Here is a 21,244-nt window from a genome sequence, read left to right as displayed (position 1 = left end):
AAGGGTCAAATTTTTTTAGAGCATTTGTCTCTTTGGACTAAAATCATCAGAAAAAGAAACAATTCCATTTGACCATTGAATTTAGGTATTAATTCAGGTAAAGTAGTTATTATGACAAGCGTGCAAAACTCCTTCTACAGATAAGGGGTTTTGTTGCGTTATAATGAACTTGATTTAAAAAACTTTTCCATCTAAGACAAAGGAAAGGTTTTTTTAGATGCTAATGGTATGGTTTATGATAGAATGATTTATTTTGAAAAAACATACTAAGAAAGGGGTTTTATATGAAAAACTACGTATTTCTAATTGCTGGCACTTTTTTCTTTGCCGCTTCTGTAGCCATTTTCGCGATGCCGAATTCCTTAGCCGAAGGAGGTGTTCCAGGACTTGCGCTGCTTATCTACCACGAAACAGACATATCACCTGCATTAACTACCCTTATTCTGAATGCAGTTATTCTTCTGATTGGTTTTCGTTATTTGCCGAAAGATATGATTATCAAATCACTTATCACCATACCGCTATTTTCATTCTTTATATATATCCTCGAAGACTTAACTTCAGGAATACCAGACCCTCTTCTGGCAGCTATCTTTGCAGGTGTATTTACTGGTGCAGGCTTTGGACTTATTTTCCGTTCAGGAAGCACCACTGGTGGAACATCGACCATTGCCCGTATGTTGAACTACAAATTTGGCTGGGAATTGACAGGCACCAACTTTATTTTAGATGCGTCTGTTGTCGTTGCCGGTATTTTTGTGATTGGACCGCTGTATACGATGTATACGGTGCTCGCGCTTTTTATTGGAAAAAGGGTAACGGACTATGTGCTCGAAGGTTTTGAAGCTAAAAGAGTGGTGCATATATTCTCTGATAAAACAAAAGAAGTGGAGCATGCGCTGCAAACAAGTCTGGGCACACATACGACCGTATTAAAAGCTGAGAAAAACGCAGAGGGCGTCGAGGAAAATCTAATTTACGTTGCTATTCCTAAACAACGGTTATTCTATTTGAAAAAGCTGGTAAACAGTATTGACGAAAATGCGTTTACGGTTGTGCACACTGTGAAAGACGTTACAGGTGGCAGCTTTGCAGAGGCCCATCATCCAGGACAGAAAACATTCCGAAGCAAAAAACTGGAACGCCGTTATTATAAAAAGCAGGCGGATGAGGAGAGCTTTACATCTCCCGATAATACGCCTGTTAATGAGAAAGCATAGTTATATGAAAAAGACCTTTTCCATTTTTTAAGGAAAAGGTCTTTTTCGTATAGAGGATCAATCTCTCTTTTCTCTAAAAAACTGCCAGTATACAGAATAAGGAATAATAACCCCAAACAGAAGAAAATATTTATGAACAACAATATCTGCTTCTCCTCGCCAATTAAAATGAATTGGAATCAAATCGGGCAAAAATAAAATAATGACGAACAAAACAATAAGCATGATTAAAAGTACAATGAAATCCTTTTTCATAAACATTCTCCTTATATACGTTTTATCGTGCAGGCCCGAAGATAGAAAATCACAGCGATAAAGTTAATATATTGCAGCCCGGTTAAATGCTCATAAAGATCAGGATTATCTGGGATAAATGCAATTCTCTTTTTGCAGAGAACAGGATCCGTTTTGATGGAATAACCAACAATCCAGATTTCTCCTTCGTTAAAAGGGTGAATACCGACAATTGATTTAATCGTTGTGGATTTTCCGGCTCCATTAGATCCGATAAATCCATAAATATCACTGCGTCGGATATGAAGATTAATATCTGCAATTGCTTTGGTGCCATCCTCGTAAACTTTTGTAACATGATTTACTTTTAACATAAAATCCCTCTTATTGACAAAGTGTCAGTTATGGTTATGAAAGAAACCAATGAAGTAAGGTACATTGGTTTTCAGTCTAAAATAGATTCTTCAATACCCAGTGTTTTTGCTAAGACTTCTTTAAAAGCCTGTAAATAAACTTTCATTTCATCTAAACTGGATTTCTTAAGTTTGAGATCATTGGAAACAAAGACATACCCTGTCACTAAAAAGTGAGCAGTTTCGTAAGGATGGTCCACCTGGAATATATTTTGTTCTTTTCCTTCTTCAATAATTTGTGTAAATAAAGGAAGAAGCTTTTCAATAAATTTATGATAAAAGCGATCCATCATATATCTATTTTCCTCCAGTTGAACAGTTTCCTGCAGTGTGACTTTCTCCGCTGTAACGGTATCTTCCTGAATAATGGTTGTCTGTAAAAACTGGTTTAACTTTTCCATAGGAGTTAACGTTGTATCTTCTACAATTATCTCCATCTGACCAATTAATGGCTTAACAGACTTTTCAACCAGAATATAAAGGATTTCTTCTTTATTTTTAAAATGATAATAAAGCAGTCCCCGTGATATTCCCACTTCATTAATAATATTTTGGGTCGTTGTCTGCAGGTAGCCTTTTTCCTTAAATAATTTCATAGAAGCATCTAAAATTTCGGCTTTTCGTACTTCGGGCAATTTCACATCCCTCATGCAATATTCCTCCTTGTGTTAAGTATATACAGGAGACTGACAAAGTGTCAATTGTTAATTGACCTTTATAATGGAACAGTAAAATTTATAAAGTGAAAAAAGATAAGAAAATGAGACAGACGTTAATTTTTTAAATTTATTTTGTTTTAAGCTCCGTTCAGTCTTGAATTTACTTCATTCATTCCACTCTTATAGTATGGATACTTATAAAATCAATTCTTTTCAAAAATAAGTACCACTCAGCATTCATTGGATTACATTCAATGCTTTTTTCCCTCTCTTCATCAGTAATCTAATGAAGTAATACTTTCTCTCCCGTAAGATTGAGTTAACAAACAAATGAGGAGTGAATGTTTTATGGAATGGTTTCAAGATTTACTGGTTAATCTAATGGAGGCAGATAAATGGGTGCAGTATTTAAGTGTATTTCTAATCTCTATTGTGCCTTTCTTTGAATCATATGTAGCAATTCCAATTGGGATTGTGTTTGGATTTCCTAGTATTCAGGTTGTCTTAATTGGTGCTGTTGGTAACTGGCTGTCTGTGATGGTGTTTATTTGGCTGATTTCCGGCCTGCGCAAGAAAGTGGTTACTAATAAAGATAAAAGCAATAAACGAAAAAATCGTGCACAGAATATATTTAATAAATATGGCGTTGCAGGTCTATCCTTTGCTGGACCGATTATTTGTTATCACGTATGTGCAGCGATTTCAATTGCGTCAGGAGCTAAAAAGTCTTATGTAAGTATCTGGCAGGCGATTGGTATAGGTGTATGGTCTATTGCATTAGGATTAGCTTTTCATTATGGAGTCAACCTTTTGGAATACCTTCCAAATCTAAACCCGTTTTCATAAGGGAGAGGTGTCATAATTAAATAGAGTTCGAGATCATAGATTATTTCCTGGGGAATAATCTATGGCTGCTAAAAGTTATATTATCCAAACATTATATGTAAATTAAAAGGGTTTTTTTAGATGATTAAATCATATATTTCCTTTTATTCATTCTATTTTTTTATTATAAAGAAAGAAGTAAAGATAAGTGATTTTAAAATATATAATATGAGGAGTGGTATGTTGTGAAAAAAATTATGCAAATAGTTATAGCTATCCTAATGATATTGTTTGCAGTTGTTCCTTTTCTGGTTATTTATGACCCTTTATCAGAGGCTATACCAGCATTTCCGGATTTTGAAGCACCTGGATGGTTTGTGCCTGCCGGTTTTATCTGTATTGCCTTGATTGTTGCGCTTGCGTTTTTCATGGCTTCTTTAAGCTCAAATAAAGATTCTGACGAATATTAAAAATAATGGTTAAATGACAATGCTTCCTATATGATTAAAATGAAGATTCGATTGGAATAAAGGAGTAGTTTGGATGGCAATTTCTTTTAATAGACTTAAAAAAATTGAAAAAAATACAGTCCTGCTGCCTGAATTAAGCCTAACTGTTCAAACGGGAGAGATTATCGCTGTTCAATGTGAAAATGAATATATCGGACATTTGTTTGAGTTATTAAATCACCTACATCAGATAAAAAAAGAAGCGATGACCTTACCAGAAGGCGACTTTCAGAGTGTTTATCTGCTCCAGCAGACAGACGGGTTATATAAACGATTGACAGTGATGCAAATGCTCATGTTTTGGTGCAAATTATATCAGCAACAGGCAGATTTAGAACAGATTCTGAATCTATGTGAATTACAGCCCTGTGCATCGAAGAAGACAAAGCATCTGACCCGATCAGAACAATGTCGCTTATTATTTGCTTCTACATTGATCCAACAGGCTGCCGTATATATTTTTGAAGATCCGTCTCTCGGATTGGACTTGCAATCAAAGCATGTGCTTCATAATTTATTGATACATCTGGCTGATAAAGGTGCAGCGGTACTATTGTTTACATCGACATTGGAAGAGGCAATCCGTCTTGGCAATACTGTTTATCGTTATTCAAATCGGGGTACTCAGCAGCTGGAGCAGGATATAGAAGACACCGAAGATGCTGTGGAAGAAAATTATGAGGAAGAGACGACAAGTATGCAGGTTCAGTTAGATAAGATTAGTGCAAAAATTGAGGATAAAATCATCCTCTTTAATCCACTTGAAATCGATTATATTGAAGCTCGTGAAGGACAAACTTATCTCTTTGTAAATGATGAGGAGTTTGCTTCTTCCAATACGATAAAAACATTAGAGGAACGCTTACAGCCGTTGGGATTTTTCCGTTGTCACCGTTCGTATCTGGTTAATCTGCAGCGTGTACGGGAAATTATTATTTGGAGTAAAAACAGCTATAGTCTCAGTCTGGACAATCCACCTGGCAGTACCATCCCGTTGTCGAAAGGAAACTATAGTAAGCTGAAAGAGTTGATACATTTATGATGAAAAGACGTTTGGGACGGTGGAAAGCATTACTGTATAAGGATGTATGTGATTTACGCTGGAATGGACAGGTATTATTTAATCTTATTGGGGTAATTTTTTTTATTTCTATACTTGCTGTTGTTCCAGAAGAAAACCTCTCATTATCTTTTTTGCTTGGATTTATTTTCGTAATGCTTACAATGCTGATGCAAGGGAATTTAATGGTTGAAGAGCAGGAACAGAGGACAATTCGACGTTTGAAGCAGGTTGGTTTTTCGTTTACAGAAATCTTTCTTTCCAAAATGCTGGTTACATTTACAGTAACGGTATTTGTATTGGTTATTTTCTCTGTACTTTACGGAAATCATTTTTTCTTTATCGTAAAACTATTTATACTGGTTTTACCTATCGTAGTTAGCATGCTGGTTGCCGGGACTTTCTTAGGAATAAAAACAAAGAATACCATTGAAATCAGTCTTTATGGTACGCCATCATTCTATTCTATTTTTTTATTGAAGGTCTCCTGATGAATAGCAGTAAGGAAGGTATGCCCTGGCTGGCTGTTTTTCCAAATTATCATCTTCATTATGGGATTGATCAGCTTTACTTCAATGAACCTTTTCTTTCTTATCTTGCTGTCCCCGCGATTTGGATGACAGCAGTCATCTTTATTTTCATAAGCTGGTATAAAAAGCAGAAGTATTAAAAAAAGAAATAAAAGCTAAATAATGGTACAAAGGGTTTTGCCTTATATGAAAATGGACTGATTAATTCAACTGACTTTTTTATATAAGGCTTTTTATTTTGAGCCATATGGTTGCAATAAGTACCAGTGAAAATCAAAAAAGGAAGAAAAAGACTTACAAATCGATACATTTCTTTTCAATTTTTCCTCCTATGATTTAATATAGAAGGAGGGTAAAAAAGAACCATACATAATTTTAATTGGGTATAAACAGGGGGTGCGGTTTTGCGGACAGGAGAAGTTAAATATAATATCAGTATTCTATTCATTATTATTGCTATTCTATCGTTTGGTCTTCTGACAATGAATTCCTACAGTATGCTTGGTGATTTAGATTCTGATGAGGGGTTCAGAGAAGAAGTAGAGGACAGATTACAAAGTACAGGAGATGAGCTCGGCGGTGTAACACAGGAAGAACAGATAGAAATCTTCAGTAACAGTGTGATTTTTGTTATTATAGTTGCAATTGTTTCAAGTCTCTTAGGTATTGCGGCAGCTGTCTTTTTAGGTAAACGGATAAGAGTGAAGCTTGTTGGTATATTGCTGATTATTTTAGGCGTTTTAAGTACTATTTTAACATTGGGTCTGGGTGTCATTGGCGGCATTGGTTACCTGATTGCTGGTGTAATTACGGTGGTAAAACATCGGAAAGCAGGGAATGGAATAATGTAAACATAGATACTATAAAGAAGCACGCATACTGAAAATGGGTATGTGTGCTTCTTTATAATATCTTTATATTTGTCATCTAAACTATTGAATAAAGAAGATGAGATAGAAAAGGGTATTTATCCAATCATTGTCAGTCCTGCTGTTAATGTTTTGGGTAGCTGAGAGCAGAAGGATATTGTCTCTGATTTTTAGAGGCTATATACTAAATATAGGAATTTGGATAAGAAAGATAGGATGATAAAAGTGAAAAGTAAAATTATGCTTGTAGATGATGAGAAGGATATTGTAACCTTTATGAAAGATTCCCTGGAGGATGAGGGCTATCAGATCCTGGTTGCCTATAATAGCGAAGAAGCCTTGCGACAGCTGCCGCAGCAGCCGGATTTAATTGTGCTTGATATTATGATGCCGGGAATGGACGGGTATCAGCTCTGTGAAGAGATAAGGCAGCATGTGTCCTGCCCGATTCTATTTGTCAGCGCAAGAAATACTGAGCACGACCGGATCAAGGGTCTGGTTGTGGGAGGAGACGATTATATAGAAAAGCCATTCAGTTTAAAGGAACTGAAAACGAGAATTTTTGCGCATTTACGGCGGGAGCATAGAAATTCGCACAAGGCTTATCACCGGATTCATGCTAAAAACCTTATCATTGATACATTGGCTTACGAAGTGTTTTATCAGGATAAAAAGCTGACCTTCACCTATCGGGAATTTGAGATTATAAAATTCCTTGTGATGCATCCCAATCAGGTTTTCTCCAAAGAACAAATATATGAGCAGGTTTGGGGAATAGATTCTTTTGGAGATTCTACAACAATTACAGAGCATATTAAGAAAATACGTGCAAAAATTCAAAAGTATGATCCGCTCTCTACCTACATATCAACTGTCTGGGGAGTCGGATACAAATGGGAAGGCTAATATAATGTTGACGTTACGAAAACAATTAAGCCGTCATTTTTATCGTATTATGCTGTATAGTATTCTGGCAACATTGCTTACCTGGATACTGGGATTTCTTTTATTTACTATCATCAATCAAAACAAAACATTGAATCCTGCTAATTACTATGAAAGCCAGATCCCTGAAATGGTGGATATGGTGAATACACAGGATGATATATTGAATCCAGATAATCAGGATCTGTTAGATAAGATTATTCCTTTAGAAGGATTAGACTATCAGATTGTGAATGCGGAGGGGCAAATTCAATATGGCAGTATGAACGAACACTATCTTACTTCAGAAGAGGATGTTTTTAAGCAGCTGAATAAAAATATTTATGATGACAATCAAATTGTTGTATATTATCCTATTTTTGACAACGGGCAGAATTTCCTTGGGGCGGCAGGATTCCGTTATCAATTATCCGTTATCTCAGCAAATGCAGACTCACGGGCACTTCTTTTCAGTTTATTCATTTTCGCTATTATTACACCGTTTGTATATATTTTTCTATTTACTTATATAATAGGCAGACGCTGGGCGAAACGGATGAAAGAACCGTTTAATGAAATTATTGCCGGCGCCGGCAAAATAGAAAAACAGGATTTAAATTTTACAATGCATCACAAAAGTAATATTAAAGAGCTGCATCAGCTTGTTGCAGCATTTGATAAGATGAAAACGGCCCTAAAGGAAGCACTCGAAAAACAATGGAGCATGGAGGAAGAAAGAAGAGAAATGGTTGCGGCTGTGGCTCATGACCTGAAGACACCGTTAACCATTATTCAAGGACACGCAGAAGGAATATTGGAAAGTAATCACGAACTTCCAAAGCGGACAACACAGTATTTACAGACTATTCTTTTAAACTGCCGGCGATCTATTCGTCTTATTCAAGAATTAAACGATGTATCCAGCTATGAGAATACAGACTTTCATTTAGAAGCAGAACCGGTAAATCCCGAAGTGCTGATCCGGGATAAAATCAATGAGTACAGACAGCTATGTCATGCACAGGACATCGAGTTACAGGCTTCTATTCATTTTCTGGAAGATATTCAAAGTTTATTTTACTTAGACCCTTTTCGGATTAATCAGATGCTGGATAATATATTAATTAATAGTTTGCGCTATACGCAGGAGAAAGGCGTTATCACCTGGGAGACATATATATCAGAACAAGAGCTTAAATTTATTATTTCTGATAGCGGTCCAGGCTTTTCAAGAGAAAATCAGGAAAAACTGTTTAAAAAGTTCTTTCGGGAGGATAAGGCGCGTAATAGCGCAGATGGTCACTCTGGCCTGGGTTTATTTATTGCAAAAACCATTGTAGAGCAGCATCGGGGTAAAATCAGTGCGGATAATCATCCAGATGGAGGAGCTGTTTTTACAGTAACAATTTGTAATATGGACTATAAATAATTCAACTTTCGCACCTGAGAATAAGCATCTATACCTTACTATTCCAGGATGAACTTGTTTTTCATTACTCTGCTTGCATTTTGTTAAACCATCATTCTCTATGTAATGGAGATTGTGTATAATAGCTCCAGCAACCAACCACTACGCTTTTTGACGTAAAAATGTTTCCGATGGGGCGAGTAACCGCAAAAGCTCTTCGGTGGGACGAGTAACCGCAGTCCCAGTCCCAGGACGCCTGAGATCTTAGTTTTCCAAGGGGATGGCTTTAGCTAAATTGAAAGGAAAACCGCTTTTCAAATGCTTGATTTGGCAATTTAAATGACGACACAGCATGGGATAGTAAATATCGGGAATAGCTTTTATGAACAAAAAGTAATCGTGACGGGACATTTTTATATGCACCACGTAAAAGATATTCTTTGCTGGTCTAATTTCTATTTGCTTAGTTGTAATAAACAATATAGAATACCTTGCTAGCGGAGGCGGACCGTTTTGACTCCTGAGGGAATAGCATCATCTGAAGATCCACTTTTGCCAAGTGCTCTTCTTGGCAAAAGTTAGCTGAAGAGCATGCCCCTAGGAAAGCAAAACGGTCCGCCGCAGCGGGGCCTTACACGTTATCTTCTTTCTAGCTAGAGTTTATGCTTTAACAAGAGATAGATGGAAGAAACAATCAACACCTGTCTCTATGATAAGCAAGTTATTTTTTTAGGTGCGAAATTTGAGTAAATAACATTTAATTTTTTAATCCGTGTATCTTTAAAAGCTGCATGGATTTCTTTTTCGTTATAGAAAAAGAAAAACTCTGGCACAGCAGCAATGTAAACTCTAATATTCTAAAATTGCGAAAACGCGTTCTTCTAATGTTCACAATTTCACTTGATAAAACCTTCTGTATAAGCAAATTAACTGGAATTAAAGTAGTGTATGGTATATATTTTTCTTAGTGCTTAAAATTAATTGTATTTATTGCATGTATTATATTTGATATAGATAGGTAAAAGGGAGATTAGATCAGAAATGGCAGAAGCATCGAATGGGCAAAAACAAAATATGCCCTTATTAAAAATTCTTTCGCAAACAGTGAAAACAGGAATTATCCGTTCCAACCTGATACCGATGTTTGCAGGATTAACACTATCTTTATACACATACCATATTGGTATTTTGGAGAAGCTGCCGGAAATCCTGTTTGCTTTTTTAGGCTCTATTTTCGTGATAGGAGCAGCGGGAGCTTTTAATAATTTATATGATCGCGATATTGATGCGATCATGAAAAGAACGCAGGGGAGACCGACTGTTACGGGAGAAATCAGACCGGCGACTGTATTGTGGCTGGGAATAGTCATGGCAGCGGCAGGAATTATCCTGCTTTCACTGGCAACACCACTAGCAGGGCTGCTGGGATTTCTAGGGCTGTTTTTTTATGTTGTTCCTTATACCATGTGGAGCAAGCGGAGAACGGTATTTAATACGGAAATAGGCAGCATTTCTGGAGCAATGCCTCCTTTAATCGGTTGGGCATCGATGTACCCGGATATTACACATCCAGCGATTTTAGGCTTATTTATAATTGCAGTTATTTGGCAGATGCCGCATTTTTATTCCATTGCGATTCGGAGACATGAGGAATATCAAGCAGCTGGAATTCCAATGCTTCCTGTTGTAAAAGGAGTCAGACGGACCTATATCCAGACAAATATTTATTTGATTATTATGTTTGGCATCAGTTTTTTATTAAGCTCATTAAGTGTCGGGCTTATGCTTGTATCTCTTATCATGAGTCTTGGATGGCTTATTCTAAGCATCTTCGGTTATAACCGAATGGATCCGGAAAAATGGGCCAAATCGATGTTTATTTATTCCTTAATTCATATGACTATTGTTTTTTCAACGGTGATTATTTATTCACTGATGGGGATTATTTTTAAATTGTAGGGTGATACAGAAAATTGTATCGACGAATAGGAAAGAACCAATTCTAATTTAGAGTTGGTTCTTTTTCGTAATGTTAATTTAGTCCATTAATTGAATGGCTTGCGCTTACTGCTCAAGTTTTATTGTGTGCTCAAAAAATTAATAAAGTCAGGTACAGTCCAAATAAAGTAATAAAGAGGATAGGAAAAGTTAAAATAATCCCGATTTTAAAATACTCTCCCCAGGATATTTTTATCCCTTTTTGCGACAATACATGAAGCCAGACTAAGGTTGCCAGAGAACCAATTGGAGTAATCTTCGGACCTAAATCAGATCCAATCACATTGGCATAAATAAGAGATTCTCTCAGAGCACCGGATGTGCTGGTTTCTGCAATGGCAAGCGCATCAATCATTACAGTAGGTAAATTGTTCATAATCGAAGACAGGATTGCTGCAATAAAACCCATTGCAAAGGTTGCAATAAATAATCCTTGATCAGCTGCAGTCTGAATTACTGTAGCGAGGGCGGAGGTAAGACCTGCATTTCCCAGACCATAGACAACGACATACATACCAATAGAAAAGATAACGATATTCCATGGGGCATCCTTCATTACTTTTTTAGCCCGTACATGCGGGCTGCGTCTTGCTAAAATGATAAAAATTACTGAGATCAGCCCGGCAATAATAGAAACAGGTACATGAATCAGTTCACTTGTAAAATAGCCAATAATTAATAGTGCCAAAACATACCAGGCTAAACGAAATATTTTAATATCCTTGATGGCATCCCTGGGCTCTTTTAATTTAGATAAATCATATCGTTTCGGGATTGTTCTGCGAAAATAAATCAGCAGGACTAAAATAGTCGCTGTGAAGGAAAAAAGATTCGGGATGATCATCCGTGCTGCATACTCTGCAAAGCCGATTCCAAAAAAGTCTGCTGATACGATATTTACCAGATTACTAATAATAAAAGGGAGTGATGTTGTATCAGCAATAAATCCTCCAGCGATTATAAATGGAAAAATCATATGTGCTTTAAAATGTAAGTTTTGAACCATTGCAAGTACAATTGGTGTCAGAATAAGAGCTGCACCATCGTTTGCAAATAATGCCGCTATGATTGCTCCTAATATACTGACGTAAATAAACATCTTCAATCCATTCCCAGCGGCTGCTTTAGCCATGTGCAGCGCAGACCATTCAAACAAGCCGATCTCATCTAAAACTAAGGAGATTAAAATAATTGCTACAAAGGCTAATGTAGCATTCCAGGTTATATCAATCACTTCCAGTACATCTTTCCATTCGACAATCCCGAATAAAATGGCGAGGACAGCTCCACCTGCTGCAGACCAGCCAATATTCAGACCCCGCGGCTGCCAGATGACGAAAATAAGTGTTATGCTAAAAATAATAAGTGCAAATATAAGCGTTGAAGTCATGATGATTCTCCTTTGTCTGACTTTATTCCAAGGAAGTCTGATACCGCCTGATTCTATTTTTTTCTACCGGTAAGTAAAACGGGAATTTTATTGATAGATGTAGTGATGACAGCTTTTCTGATAACTATATGATTATATAACCCGATCTGGCGACATAGCAAACATAAATTTAATTTCTACAGGTTTTCAAAGTACTAAATTTGTAATTTGTCAGTTTTAAGCTCTTTGTGGATACAGCAGGGAATCTGTGGAAATAAAAACAAGGACATTAAATTAGGGATATCCCAGATTTAATGTCTTTGTTTTTAGTAATATGCAATACAATTATTTCACGATAAGTGCTGGACAATGCGCACGCTTCATTACTTTGTGACTTACACTGCCCAATACCATTTCCTGCAGTGTGTTTAAACCGCGGCTGCCAATAACAATAATATCTACTTCCTGATCATTGGCATATCTGACGATTTCCGGACCAGGTTTTCCACGTAGAATAGTAGTTTTAAAATTTGCGTTTTCCTCCTGCAGAAATTGGATGACCTTTGAATTCTTTTTGCGGCGTTCCACATCGATTGCTTCGCTGGAATTAGCGTGCAGAACATCCGTTTTTGATTTTTCATAATCGATAACATAGATGACATCAATAATAGATTCTTTATCATAGGAAGCAAGCTTAACCGCTTCTTTAGCTGCGCGTACTGCATTTTCTGAACCGTCCGAAGCAAGTAAAATATGTTTATACATGAGATATCTCTCCTTTAATGTGATGATAAAACACCATTCAATTTATCCATTATTTTCTTACTTGATGTATCCAGCTCAATAAGTTCAACTTGAATCCCTTTTGTTTTTAAAAGTTCCACTACTTTTAAAACAGCTCCAACACCGGAATCATCCCAAATGCGGCTGCCAGAGAAATCAATCTGTATTTTCTCACTCTGTATATCAGCTTTTTTAAAGTAATTAACAAATCCATCAATGGAGGCGAAAAAGAGCTGTCCATGGATACTGTAGCGATTGCCCTTGTTTGAAATTTTCACTGTGGAAATTTTTATAACAAAGAATATGGCGCTTAATAATACTCCGGCAAGAACACCTTTTGATAAGTCATGTGTATAAACGACAATCACCACAGTAGCCAGCATAACCAGTGCATCTGTCCGGGGAGCCTTCATTAAATATTTAAAGGAGCTCCAATCAAATGTTCCAATACTTACCATAATCATAATGCCTACTAAAACGGGCATTGGAATTTGAACAACCAGATCACCTAGTACAATAATAAGGAACATTAAAAAGATACCAGCAATAAAAGTAGATAAACGGCCCCGGCCACCGGATTTCACATTAATAACTGACTGGCCAATCATTGCACAGCCTGCCATTCCGCCAAAGAAACCGGTAATAAAATTGGCAATTCCCTGGCCGCGGGCTTCTCCGTTTTTATTACTTTCTGTTCCGGTCATATCATCCACAATTTGGGAGGTCAGTAATGTTTCCAGCAGCCCTACAATAGCCATTGATAAGGAGTATGGAAGAATAATTTGTAACGTTTCAAATGACCATGGTACATCCGGAATAAAAAAGGACGGGAAGGTTTGGGTAATTGTTCCAAGATCTCCCACGGTTTTAAGATTTACCCCGCTGAATATTGCAATGGATGTTAATGCTACAATGGCAATCAATGGAGCTGGAATCACCTTGATGAAACGTGGTAAGGTATATAATAGAATTAAAGTTATGCCAACAAATACATAGGTCATTGTTGATATACCGATGAAATGCTCCAGCTGTGCAGTGAAAATCAATATAGCTAATGCATTGACAAAGCCAATCATAACGGCATTTGGAACAAATTTCATGACTTTGGCAACCTTGCATATACCAAATATAAGCTGAATAATACCTGTTAAAATGGTTGCTGCCAATAGATAATCAAGTCCATAATCCTTGACCAGAGGGACCATAAGTAAAGCCATCGCTCCAGTGGCTGCAGAAATCATTCCCGGCCGGCCGCCGGCAAAAGAAATGACAACAGCAATAATAAAAGAGGTGTATAATCCGACCATTGGATCGACACCTGCTATAATAGAGAAAGCTATTGCTTCAGGTATAAGAGCGAGCGCAACGACAATACCCGATAAGATGTCAGCCCGGATATTACTGAACCACTGTTGTTTTAAATTTTGCATGATAAACTCCTTTTCTAAATTTCTTTTCACATTGTAGCACTAGTTTTCCTAAAAAGGAACCCTTTAGGGAATATAATAGGAGTGGATAATATGATATATGGCTATACAAGACCGTTATATAATGATAAACAATCTAAAAATCAACTGCATTCTCTCGGAAATAAATGTGACCGGATTTATCAGGAGGAACATGGAAATCCTAAAAAGCGGGATCAGCTGGAGGAGCTTTTAATGGAAATACAACCAGGGGATTCTATTTTGGTGGAGAAAATGATTGCTCTGGCTGACACATTTCACCACCTGATGGAAATATTAAAAGTGTGTGAAAAAGATAATGTGAAAATTCATTTTCTGAATGAGGATATTCAAAGCGATACACTGTTGAACATTTATTTGCAGGATATGATGATGTATATGCTTCAATTCCAATCAGATAATATCAAACAATCTACCACACAAGGGATGTATAAAGCGAAACAGCAGGGCAAATCTATTGGCCGTCCTAAAAAAGCGGATGAAAATATTAAAAAGGCGATTGCAATGTATCAGGAGGGCTTTAAATTATTCGATATTAAAAATGAAACCGGAATAAGTAAGTCTACATTATATCGTTATCTGGAATCATTTGATGGGGAAGATGATGTTTAAAGTTATTATCTATTAAAAAAAGAATGACCCAATAGCCAGGGGAATTGGCTGAAATGAGAGACGCTTTCCACTTTTCTTTCAGGAGTCAAAACGGTCCGTTAGAAAGGGGTTCTATACAGATTGAAACAGCTGACTAAATAGAAGTTAAATCAGATAAAACATTTTTCCTGATTCACGATAAAATATTCTCTCAAGATTACTCTCTATTCATGAAAGTAATTCCCGTTATCAGATTAACCAACTTAATATGTATTTCGCTTTCTGCTGTCAATCAACGGATAAACCCGATTCAATTTTATAATCACAGCACTTGCTATAAGAGCTTTTAAAACATCTCCCGGCAAAAAAACCAATGCTGAAATGGCAGTCGGTCCCCAAGGAAGGTTAGATAAAATAGATAAATAGGTAACGCCAATAATATTAACGACGATGACTCCGCCTAGGGTTGTGATCAATACGAGCTTCCAATAGGTCAGGCTGCGGATACTTTTTTCTGTTAAATAACCAATAAGCCACGCTGCAATCGGATAGGATAGAATATATCCTCCTGTTGGTCCAATAAGCACACCTAAGCCGCCGCGTCCGCCAGTTAATAATGGTGCACCCACCGCAACGAGAAAAACGAAAAGTAATATACTGAGTCCGCCCCGCTTTGCTCCTAATATACCGCCGGCAAGCATGATGCCAATTGTCTGTGCTACGATTGGTACCGGAATAAAGGGAACCGGAATAGGAGGGAAAATAGCTAAAACACCCATAATTGCTGCGAATAGTGATATAAACATCATATCTCTTAGTTTCAATGTAATTTCCTCTTTCTTTATGTAATATTAATAGAATAAGTGAATAAATCTACATTGTCAACCTGTTATTTTAAAGGGTGACAATATAAGCTTAATTTGTTGAAGCATTGTTACATTAATCAAATAAATGAGCTGTCATCAAATGCATGTTATGCATTTTGCGACAGCTCATTTATTGATAATTATACTCTCAAATTTTTATTCGTAGCTTCCACCTTTACCATTGAAGTCTACCCAAATACCGTATTGATCACCTATTGATTCACCTGTGTGCACTCTTAAATAATAGGTTACAGCTGAGGCTGGAGCTACTCTTTTAAATGTTAAATATGATTTTGCTGATATTCCTTCACTACGGTGTTCTGTTTTCCTGGAAATTAATAAATTTGGATCTTCATAGTTACCAATATTTACTCTTATAGAATAGTTGGAAACACTATCTATATAGTTGCTTCCACCTGTATGGGTATCAATATAAAGCCTAGCGGTGTATTCAGCTTGTGTTAGTATGTCATCTCCTTTAGCTCTTATAGTCATAAATTGACCGTTAGCATCTTGTGTGACAATTTCATCTTTTTCAATATCTAATACTTCTAATTCTACTTTGCTGTATGACCCATCATCATAACGAATTATTTGGTCTTGAATTCCTTCTTCTGTCGCATTAAATTCTTTCATTTGTTCTTCAATTTGTTCATTTGAGATAAATGCTTTGTTTTCATTTTCTAGTTTTTGGGAATCTAGTGTTTCACCGTCTTTTAATTTTTTGATGACGTTTTCAATATCACGTTCTGAAGAGCCGTCTTGTCTCATTTGTTCCTTGATTTGGTCGTAATCGATGTCATCTGAGTTGTCAGCAATAACGTTAGCACCACCAATTACTAGTGACAGAAGAAATAGTGTTGCGATTGATAAAAAATACTTTTTCATACCGCTTTAACCTCCTATAAATTATTATAGTTTTCACTATAACAAGATATCTAGTATAATTTGATAAGAAAGGAGCGGGGTATTATGTTACTTTTTCGTGTTTTATCTATTATTGTGGCTTTGTTAGTTGGATATTTAGTATATTATTATTCCAAAAAAGTGTTAGCAGGGTTGATACTTGTAATTATTTTAGGTTTTCTTTTTCCGGTGTTTTTAACTGATTCTTCTTTTCTGTTGTTTAGTGTATTAATAAATATATTGCTGTATTTTGTTTTAATACTGATTGTTAAGAAAAGATACTAGATATAGTGTTATAGTATATAAGTACCCTGTAATCTAATTGGTAAAACATAAGTTTTACTTTTCTGGAATTTTTTAAGGAACTGTACAAGAAATTTAAAAGAGGCTGGGACATAACTAGCCAAAATAATGAAAAGATGGATTTCATATCGGGTTTCGATGTGAAATCCATCTTTTTTTAAATCATTTATAAGTGAATGAATTTCATAATTGCTCTATTTATATTAAAAAAAGTGTAAAAATCAGATTAAATTACTACGTTTGGATGAGTCTTGATACGACGAAATATCCTAGAAGAGGGAAGAACAATAAAAGATAATTCCATTAGAAAAATGGATATGCAATAGATAGACACTTCATATAGAGGTGTCTATTTTTATACTGGAATATAAAAGGACATCAAAAAGCAGACGACAAAGACGGGTTTTACGGTCCCAAACCGCAAGTTCCATCTTTGTCGGGCAGGATTTGCCCTGCCCAGTATTAATACCTCGCTTCTAACAGGGGGGGAGAAAAACATTAGGAAACAGTTCCAAAAGTACCTTGACACCTTTAGCCACAACAGTTTGAAGCTTTTCGTAAGGATGCAATATTTTTAGCTCTAGTTGACATTTTTTTTAATTAAGCTTCATTGTAAAATGAAATGCAACAGTAAAAAAAATAGAAAGTCATCGTGAAACCACGTATAGTTAAAGTCGACCAAAACACAAAACAATACGGAGGAAATTCACGATGACCCAAGTACATTCTAGCACGAAAACTCGTACATTTACACATTTAACGGAAATAGAAAGAGGACAGATTGCTGCTTATCTGGAAGAAGGACTGTCGATAAGAGAAATAGCGAGAAGAATAGGACGAAATGCAAGCACCATCTCTCGGGAAAAACAGCGAGGTACCACGCAACAAATGGATACCAATCGTAAAACGTACACAAAATACTTTCCAGACACAGGTTTACATGTTTATGTAACGAACAGGAAAAAGTGTATTTCGGAGCCAAAGATTGAGAAAGCTGCTGCATTCATTCGTTATGCCGAAGAAAAAATACTGAAAAAGAAATTGTCCCCTGACTTTGTGACAGGCTATGCCAAAGTACATGACTTATTTGATTACATCCTGTCTACAAAGACCGTATATAACTGGATTGATGCCGGATTACTTAAGGTTAGAAATATCGACTTAGAGCTAAAGCTTCGTCGTTCCACCAAAAAGAAAACGAATCGAAAACATAAAAAGCTGCTCGGAAAAAGCATTGATGAGCGTCCAGAATCCGTTGATACAAGAGAAGAGATAGGCCATTGGGAGATTGATACAGTTGTTGGTCAGCGGTCCAAAGATGAGGTGCTGCTCACGTTGACAGAACGGGCAACACGTCATGAAATCATTAGGAAAATAAAAGGAAAACAAGCACCAGAAGTAATAAAAGCTTTAGATAACTTATTCGAAGACGCTCCAGAGCTTCGAGCTACATTCAAAAGCATTACAGCAGACAATGGATCCGAATTCAGTGAGCTGGCTGAATGGGGAAAAGAAAACAAAATAGATACGTATTTTGCCCCCCATATTCCTCTTGGGAAAGAGGGACAAATGAGCGATATAACGGGATCATCAGAAGATTTATCAAGAAATGCCATTCCAGCCCTATATAGTGGATTCAGATAAAATGTTGCATTTACTATTGCAATTTAGGTATATCATTTTCTTGTAATTTCATCTCGAAATCTAATGACAAAACGACTTGATTTACGTTATAATATTTAAAAGTATACCTCGAATCTGTTTTTGTAGTGGTACTTTAACTTTATCAAAAGGTATCCTTTTTTGTACATTTTTTCATCCAATTAAAAAAGTGACTTCCTACTTAATCTTAGTAGAAAGTCACTTTTTCTGTTTTTACTGGGTTTTGTCCCAGCCTCATGAAATTATTTCTCTCCTATATTTTAAAATTTATTACATACAGTAATAATATTTTGCTACTTACAGCAAATAGTTTCTTGAAGTTTTTCTATTACCTTTGATAATGCTGTGATGGAGTGACTCGCATCAAACGTGTCAATATCTAAAGAATGATTTGCATTCTGTACAACGTCAAGCTCGAGGTTTGTTTTTGTTAACTGGCTAATTTGTATCGGATTATAGTGATGATCTTTATCACCGATAATCAGAAGACCTTGATGTTGACTATTTAAGATAGAATCAAAAATTGCATCATATTTTAGCAGGGGAGTGAGCAATACCATTTTTGATGTTAAGAATTCCTCCCTCTTCATTAGGTTATTAGCAATTGGAATGGTTCCAAGTGATTTACCTAAAAAGATTGTTTCTGTATACTGATTATTTTTTAAGGCATCAGAAATAACGGGCTGAATATCTGCCATCATGATTTCAGTTATTTCTGTAAGCGGCTTTTTTAATAAATCATTTCCATAAGCATAATGAACATGAATAATATCCATGTTATTTTGCAGCATTGTCATGGTGGCGTAGTAAAATAAAGGCTTATCATAATTATAACCTGACCCGGAGAACATGAAACAAATAGTGCTGGAGCCTGTTTCAATGTGTGTGTAATGTATCATATTATTACTGGTTTGAATCTCTTTTTTACTTACTTTCATAAAGCAATCCTCCCATTTTCTATAAGAACATCATATAGCCCCTTAAAACAAAAAGAATTTTATTTTTAGTATGATAAAAATCCATTAAGGCAACACCCTTGACCAGCAACAGCTTTAATGGAGGAGTCATCGCAACCCGGGTACTTTTTTGTGGAACGAATAATCGCAATCATGGCTTCATTCACTGAGAAAATAGCTGAAACTCCCACTGAATGAAGCTTTGTTTTATCTCCGACATTCAGGAATCACTTATGTTTGTCACATAAGCAGGAAATCAGTTGCTTCTCACCTTCAATTTACCAGGAAGCTTTAATGCCAAAGCAAGTACAATGACACAGAAAACAAAACAAATAATCGCGACCAGATGCAAATGCTGATCATCTAAATGACGGTTAAATGTCAGTCCAAGTAAACTGGAAGATAAAATCGATCCCAAATACCTGCTTGTCTGAAATAGACCGGACGCTGAACCTGTTTCCTCCGGCTTCACATGCTCATAAAGTGCGGTTTGCATAGAAATATTATTGAAGCCATTACTCATTCCAAGAACGGCCATAATGATGAGCAGCCATAACAATGGCGATGTTTCATGGTATGTTAACAAGAGGCCTGTACCAACTAAGAGCAGTGCTGCACCGATAACCATTGGCAGCTTGGAGCCATGTTTATCAATGATACGGCCTGCAAGTGGAGAAACAATCACACCGAAGCCTGCCAATGCTAACATAATCAAGCCGGTATGCTGTTCACTATAGTTACGAACCTGCTGCAGAAACGTCGGAAATCCAAAAAAGAAGCAATAATAAATCAGGTTAATACTCATAAATTGCACATAAATCAATGAAACTGTATGGTTTTTCGTCAAACCTTTCATATCAATAAAAGGCTCCGCCTGTTTTATTTCATAGAGATAAAAAACGGTTCCCGCAGTTAAAAACATCAATAATGCCCACCAACGGATATTCTGATCCAGTGACAGCAAAAATAATATGAGACCTACGATTGCTGTAATAAATAGGCCAATTCCAATAAAATCGATTCGTTTTATCTCAAATTTTCCCTGTCCTGTATTTGGCAAAACAAATAAAGCTAATACAAAGGACAATATAATAAATGGGAAGTTAATAAGGAAAATGGAATGCCAATCCCATGATGCAATCAGAAAACCGCCAATAGAAGGCCCGAAAGCAGCTGAGGTGGAAGCAAAAACAGACAATACTGCCAATGCCTTTCCCTGTCCTTTGGTAATATGTGTCCTGACCATACTCATCCCGCTTGGGAATAATGTTGAACTTCCAATTGCCTGCAGCGCACGACAGGCTAAAAGAGAAAGGAAATTCGGCGAAAACGGTGCCAGCAGGGAAGCAGCTGCCACAAGAATTAATCCTGCTATAAATAATTTTTTCGGTCCGAACATATCACTTAATTTTCCCATTACAGGCTGACCGGCCGCACTTGCCAGATAGAATATAGAAATAAGCCAGCTGGCATCAGCAAATGTTAATGAGAATTCATGCTGCATTCTTGTTAGTGCCACTGAAATCATTGAAGAATTCAGCGGGTTAAGCAATGTTCCAAGCCCGATAGTTAAAATAAATAACCAGGGCTTACGTATTTTTTCAGTCATTCTAATCACCTAAAATAGTATGTAGTCAAATTTAAATAATATCTCTATCATAGGTGAATTCGGAAAAAATAAAAAGTTATTTGT

Annotated in this window: 22 protein-coding genes; 12 read left to right on the top strand and 10 right to left on the bottom strand. The window is 36.4% G+C overall.

The window, feature by feature from the left end; all coding sequences use genetic code 11:
• Positions 1–284 precede the first annotated feature (284 nt).
• Positions 285–1,220 carry a YitT family protein gene (locus IEX29_RS03530; RefSeq protein ID WP_188733143.1) on the top strand — a complete coding sequence of 312 codons (936 nt, stop codon included), beginning with the start codon at positions 285–287 and terminating at the stop codon, positions 1,218–1,220.
• Between the two features lie 57 nt (positions 1,221–1,277).
• Here IEX29_RS03530 and IEX29_RS03525 read toward each other — a convergent pair whose 3' ends face one another.
• From IEX29_RS03525 to IEX29_RS03515, 3 genes are all read right to left on the bottom strand, one after another.
• Complete coding sequence (locus IEX29_RS03525) at positions 1,278–1,475, bottom strand: DUF1648 domain-containing protein (RefSeq protein WP_188733142.1); 198 nt, start codon at positions 1,473–1,475, stop codon at positions 1,278–1,280.
• Between the two features lie 11 nt (positions 1,476–1,486).
• Positions 1,487–1,828, bottom strand: a complete 342-nt coding sequence (locus IEX29_RS03520) for an ATP-binding cassette domain-containing protein (RefSeq protein WP_188733141.1) — start codon at positions 1,826–1,828, stop codon at positions 1,487–1,489.
• A 71-nt stretch (positions 1,829–1,899) separates the two neighbouring features.
• Positions 1,900–2,517 (bottom strand): TetR/AcrR family transcriptional regulator, encoded by a 618-nt coding sequence (locus tag IEX29_RS03515; protein WP_188733140.1) that lies wholly within the window; start codon positions 2,515–2,517, stop codon positions 1,900–1,902.
• Positions 2,518–2,874: 357 nt separating this feature from the next.
• Here IEX29_RS03515 and IEX29_RS03510 point away from each other — a divergent pair, with 357 nt between their 5' ends.
• From IEX29_RS03510 to cyoE, 9 genes are all read left to right on the top strand, one after another.
• Positions 2,875–3,372: a small multi-drug export protein gene (locus IEX29_RS03510; RefSeq protein WP_188733139.1), complete on the top strand. Its 498-nt coding sequence runs from the start codon at positions 2,875–2,877 to the stop codon at positions 3,370–3,372.
• A 224-nt stretch (positions 3,373–3,596) separates the two neighbouring features.
• Entirely contained in the window at positions 3,597–3,821 is a 225-nt protein-coding gene (locus IEX29_RS03505; RefSeq protein ID WP_188733138.1) for a hypothetical protein, read from the top strand.
• Between the two features lie 73 nt (positions 3,822–3,894).
• Positions 3,895–4,902, top strand: coding sequence for a LytTR family transcriptional regulator DNA-binding domain-containing protein (locus IEX29_RS03500; RefSeq protein ID WP_188733137.1), 1,008 nt, complete (start codon positions 3,895–3,897; stop codon positions 4,900–4,902).
• An 11-nt stretch (positions 4,903–4,913) separates the two neighbouring features.
• Positions 4,914–5,411 (top strand): ABC transporter permease, encoded by a 498-nt coding sequence (locus IEX29_RS03495; protein WP_229720073.1) that lies wholly within the window; start codon positions 4,914–4,916, stop codon positions 5,409–5,411.
• Positions 5,411–5,590, top strand: a complete 180-nt coding sequence (locus tag IEX29_RS03490) for a hypothetical protein (protein WP_188733135.1) — start codon at positions 5,411–5,413, stop codon at positions 5,588–5,590. Before IEX29_RS03495 ends, IEX29_RS03490 begins: the two co-directional genes overlap by 1 nt.
• A gap of 264 nt (positions 5,591–5,854) precedes the next feature.
• On the top strand, positions 5,855–6,301 hold the full coding sequence (locus tag IEX29_RS03485) for a DUF4064 domain-containing protein (RefSeq protein ID WP_188733134.1): 447 nt from the start codon (positions 5,855–5,857) through the stop codon (positions 6,299–6,301).
• Positions 6,302–6,535: 234 nt separating this feature from the next.
• On the top strand, positions 6,536–7,225 hold the full coding sequence (locus IEX29_RS03480) for a response regulator transcription factor (RefSeq protein ID WP_373290633.1): 690 nt from the start codon (positions 6,536–6,538) through the stop codon (positions 7,223–7,225).
• A gap of 4 nt (positions 7,226–7,229) precedes the next feature.
• On the top strand, positions 7,230–8,672 hold the full coding sequence (locus IEX29_RS03475; RefSeq protein WP_188733132.1) for a sensor histidine kinase: 1,443 nt from the start codon (positions 7,230–7,232) through the stop codon (positions 8,670–8,672).
• A 1,020-nt stretch (positions 8,673–9,692) separates the two neighbouring features.
• Entirely contained in the window at positions 9,693–10,610 is a 918-nt protein-coding gene (gene cyoE, locus IEX29_RS03470; protein WP_188733131.1) for a heme o synthase, read from the top strand.
• A gap of 130 nt (positions 10,611–10,740) precedes the next feature.
• Here the strand turns inward: cyoE and IEX29_RS03465 are convergent, their stop codons facing one another.
• From IEX29_RS03465 to IEX29_RS03455, 3 genes are all read right to left on the bottom strand, one after another.
• Positions 10,741–12,039, bottom strand: a complete 1,299-nt coding sequence (locus IEX29_RS03465) for an arsenic transporter (protein ID WP_188733130.1) — start codon at positions 12,037–12,039, stop codon at positions 10,741–10,743.
• Between the two features lie 324 nt (positions 12,040–12,363).
• Positions 12,364–12,783, bottom strand: coding sequence for a universal stress protein (locus IEX29_RS03460; RefSeq protein WP_188733129.1), 420 nt, complete (start codon positions 12,781–12,783; stop codon positions 12,364–12,366).
• A 14-nt stretch (positions 12,784–12,797) separates the two neighbouring features.
• Positions 12,798–14,234, bottom strand: coding sequence for a SulP family inorganic anion transporter (locus tag IEX29_RS03455; RefSeq protein ID WP_188733442.1), 1,437 nt, complete (start codon positions 14,232–14,234; stop codon positions 12,798–12,800).
• 87 nt (positions 14,235–14,321) lie between these two features.
• Between IEX29_RS03455 and IEX29_RS03450 the strand changes: the two genes are divergently transcribed.
• On the top strand, positions 14,322–14,879 hold the full coding sequence (locus tag IEX29_RS03450) for a recombinase family protein (protein ID WP_188733128.1): 558 nt from the start codon (positions 14,322–14,324) through the stop codon (positions 14,877–14,879).
• Positions 14,880–15,121: 242 nt separating this feature from the next.
• Here the strand turns inward: IEX29_RS03450 and IEX29_RS03445 are convergent, their stop codons facing one another.
• Positions 15,122–15,682, bottom strand: coding sequence for a biotin transporter BioY (locus IEX29_RS03445; protein ID WP_188733127.1), 561 nt, complete (start codon positions 15,680–15,682; stop codon positions 15,122–15,124).
• 198 nt (positions 15,683–15,880) lie between these two features.
• Complete coding sequence (locus tag IEX29_RS03440; protein WP_188733126.1) at positions 15,881–16,612, bottom strand: hypothetical protein; 732 nt, start codon at positions 16,610–16,612, stop codon at positions 15,881–15,883.
• A gap of 1,032 nt (positions 16,613–17,644) precedes the next feature.
• Here IEX29_RS03440 and IEX29_RS03435 point away from each other — a divergent pair.
• The gene (locus tag IEX29_RS03435; RefSeq protein WP_188733125.1) at positions 17,645–18,577 is read left to right on the top strand and encodes an IS30 family transposase; all 933 of its coding nucleotides are present in this window, start codon (positions 17,645–17,647) and stop codon (positions 18,575–18,577) included.
• Between the two features lie 311 nt (positions 18,578–18,888).
• Here the strand turns inward: IEX29_RS03435 and IEX29_RS03430 are convergent, their stop codons facing one another.
• Together IEX29_RS03430 and IEX29_RS03425 are read right to left on the bottom strand one after the other, a co-directional pair.
• Positions 18,889–19,533 carry an alpha/beta hydrolase gene (locus IEX29_RS03430; RefSeq protein ID WP_188733124.1) on the bottom strand — a complete coding sequence of 215 codons (645 nt, stop codon included), beginning with the start codon at positions 19,531–19,533 and terminating at the stop codon, positions 18,889–18,891.
• 274 nt (positions 19,534–19,807) lie between these two features.
• Positions 19,808–21,160: an MFS transporter gene (locus tag IEX29_RS03425; RefSeq protein WP_188733123.1), complete on the bottom strand. Its 1,353-nt coding sequence runs from the start codon at positions 21,158–21,160 to the stop codon at positions 19,808–19,810.
• Positions 21,161–21,244 lie beyond the last annotated feature (84 nt).

The sequence above is a fragment of the Oceanobacillus neutriphilus genome (genome assembly GCF_014645515.1).
Classification (GTDB): domain Bacteria; phylum Bacillota; class Bacilli; order Bacillales; family Amphibacillaceae; genus Oceanobacillus; species Oceanobacillus neutriphilus.
The sequence above is the reverse complement of the archived record's forward strand: the minus strand, read 5'-3'. Positions and strand labels throughout refer to the sequence as shown.